General features: G+C 64.7%; 2 protein-coding genes. Both read right to left on the reverse strand.

The annotated features are described in order from the left end of the window. On the reverse strand, positions 1 to 1149 hold a 1149-nt coding region (locus M3498_16445; GenBank protein MDQ3460861.1), incomplete at its 3' end, for a molybdopterin-dependent oxidoreductase. Between the two features lie 20 nt (positions 1150 to 1169). Further along, positions 1170 to 2621: a xanthine dehydrogenase small subunit gene (xdhA, locus tag M3498_16450; protein MDQ3460862.1), complete on the reverse strand. Its 1452-nt coding sequence runs from the start codon at positions 2619 to 2621 to the stop codon at positions 1170 to 1172. Positions 2622 to 2948: the final 327 nt, after the last annotated feature.

A 2948-nucleotide genomic window follows, 5' to 3' on the forward strand; every position in this document is an offset into this window, starting at 1 on the left:
GCTTTCGCCCGCGCCGCGGTAGAAGTTGCGCTCGCGCACCGCCTCGGGGGGCAAGCCGAGATGACGCGCGATGCGGTCGAGAATGTCTTCGATAACGAGCATCCCCTGGGGCCCGCCGAAGCCGCGAAAGGCCGTCTGCGAGGTCTTGTTGGTCTTGGCGACCCAGCCCTTCACCTCGAGCGCCGGGCAGTAGTAGGCGTTGTCGATATGAAAGAGCGAGCGGCCCAAGACGGCCATGGACAGGTCGCTGCTCCAGCCGCCGTCGGAGTAGAGCTGGACTTTTAAGGCCTGCAAGTCACCGCTGCTCGTAAAGCCGACGTGGTAATGGGCCAGATAGGGATGACGCTTGCCGGTTATGATCATGTCTTGGTCGCGCTTGAGGCGAAGGCGCACGGGACGGCCGGTCTTGTGGGCGGCGAGCGCGGCGACCGCGGCCCAGGCGTTGGCCTGCGACTCCTTGCCGCCAAAGGCCCCGCCCATGCGCAAGCAGGTGACGACGACTTGATTTTCGGGCACGGCTAAAATCCTGGCGACGATGGCTTGGGTCTCGGTGGGGTGCTGGGTGGAGGCGTAGACGTGAAAGGTGCCTTCGTTCCCCGGCAGGGCCCAAGACGTCTGGGTCTCGAGGTAGAAGTGGTCCTGTCCGCCCATGCGCACCTCCCCCTCGAGGACGTATTCGGCCTCACCCAAGGCAAGCTCGGGCTCGCCGCGGCGGATGCTCAGGCCTTCGTTATGAAAGCTCCTCAAGTTGACCGCTTCCTCGAGGCTGAGGAGGGGCCGGAGGATATCGTAGCCGACCACGACTCGCGCCGCCCCGAGGCGCGCCGCCTCCTCGGTCTCGCCCACCACCCAGACGACGGGCTGGCCCCAGTAGCTCACCTCTTCGTTGGGAAAGAGCACCTCGTCGTGGTGGTGGGGACCCGAGTCGTTTTCACCCAGCACGTCCTCCGCGCTGAGGACGGTGACGACGCCCGCGACCTCGTAGGCCCCTGAAACGTCGAGGCGGGTGATGCGCGCTCTAGCGTGCGGCGACATGACCGGCCAGGTCGAGAGCATGCCGTGGGGTTGCCTCTGGTCGTCGGTGTAGACGGCGCGCCCGCTCACGTGCCCGGCGGCGCTCTCGTGGCTCTTGGGCCGGCCTACCGTCATCCTTAGACGAGCATAAGGATTCATGCGCCCACCCCTGACTCCGTCAAGGAACGGCTCGGCTCGAAGAGGAATTTTTCGAAGAGATTGCCTATCAGCAGCCGCCTGTACCCGGCGCTGCCCCGCGGGTCGGTGAGCGGGGTGAACGCCTCCTCCAGGAGCCCCTTGACCTCACGAACGGCCGCGGCGTCCCAGCGCTTGCCCTTAAGCGCCTCCTCCACTCCTCTCGCCCTAACCGGCGTGGCGGCCACCCCGCCGTAGGCGAGCCGCGCCCGCACCACCCGGTCCTCGGCGTCTAGATGGAGCGCAAAGGCCGCCGCCACCACGCTGATGTCGTCGGCGGGGCGTTTGGCGACCTTGTAGGCGCGGCTTAAACGGCGTGTGGCCCCGCGAGCCAAGGCTTTGGGAATGCGCACCGAGACCACCACTTCGGCAGGTGTTAAAGCCGTCCGGCGGTAGCCCGTAAAGAATGCGGCGAGGGGGATGAAGCGCTCGCCGCCGGGGCCTAGCGCGCGCACCTCGGCGTCGAGCGATAGGAAGACCGGCGCCAAATCGCCGATGGGCGAAGCCGTGGCTAAGTTGCCGCCAATCGTCGCGCGGTTGCGGATCTGTCTGGCTGCAAACGAGGCCAGCATCTCGTCCAGGGCGGGAATCTTACCGCGAAAGGCTGCCTCCAGGTGGCTGAGGGTAACGGCGGCGCCAAGCTCGAAGTAGTCCTTCCCGTCGTCTAACCTTTGCAGTTCCTCAACGCCTTCAAGGGCGATAAGAACGGGAAAATGCCGGTAGCGCCTGGTGACCTCGAGGCCCAGGTCGGTCCCGCCCGCGACAAGCCGCGCCTCGGGGTGCTCGCTCAAGAGTTCAATAACCTCGCTCAGCCTCGTGGGCCTGTAAAACCTCCCGCCGCCGCCCTCATAGGCCAGCGGCCCGGCGGCAGGAACGGTCTCGAGGCGGCTCAAAAAGGGGTCATCCTCTCGAGGTTCCTCTAACGCAGCCGCCGCCCGGCGGATCGCCAGGTAGCCGGTGCAGCGGCAGAGATTGCCTTCAATCGCTGTGTCAATTGCTGCGTCGCCGACACCTCCGTCATAGCCGCCGTCATAGTAGGCCGCAAAGAGGCTCATGACAAAGCCCGGCGTGCAGTAGCCGCACTGCGAGCCGCCGGTCTTGACCATCGCCTCTTGCACCGGGTGGAGCGGGCCGGGGCGCGGCGACAAGCCCTCCACGGAAGTAACCTCACGCCCGGCCACCGAGCCCAGCATCACCAAGCACGAGTTGACCGCCTCGTAACGGGGCAGGCCGGATGGCCACCGTCCGGCGAGAGCCACCGTGCAGGCGCCGCAATCGCCTTCGGCGCAGCCCTCCTTCGTGCCGGTGAGCCCCTGTTGCCGCAGGTAGTCGAGCAAGGTCGTGGTAGGGGAGACGCCACGAATCTCTTCACTTTTCCCGTTGATGCTTAGCGTAAACGTGTCTGATATCAAGGGCAGCCTTTCTTCTTTAACCTTTTTAACTTCGTGACGCCTTACCTGGTTCGCCCTCCACCCGCGGTTAGCGGATCGTTCCCCTATTGTGCTCGGTCGCCGGAGTTTTTGCAAGGATGTGTCTAGCTGCCGGGATGGGGCTGTACCCTTCATGCAGTACCCTTCATGCACCCTTCAAAAGCGTCATTCTCGACCGCAGAGAGTCTATCGACCAGCTAAGGTTCTTGAGCGACCTTCATAACGTCTTTTGCTACCCCTTCAAGAAATGACAGCACCACTGCCTTTTGTTCGTCGCTCAAAGCGTCGATGCCCACCCCGGCCCATGAC

This window comes from Deinococcota bacterium (assembly GCA_030858465.1).
Taxonomy (GTDB): domain Bacteria; phylum Deinococcota; class Deinococci; order Deinococcales; family Trueperaceae; genus JALZLY01.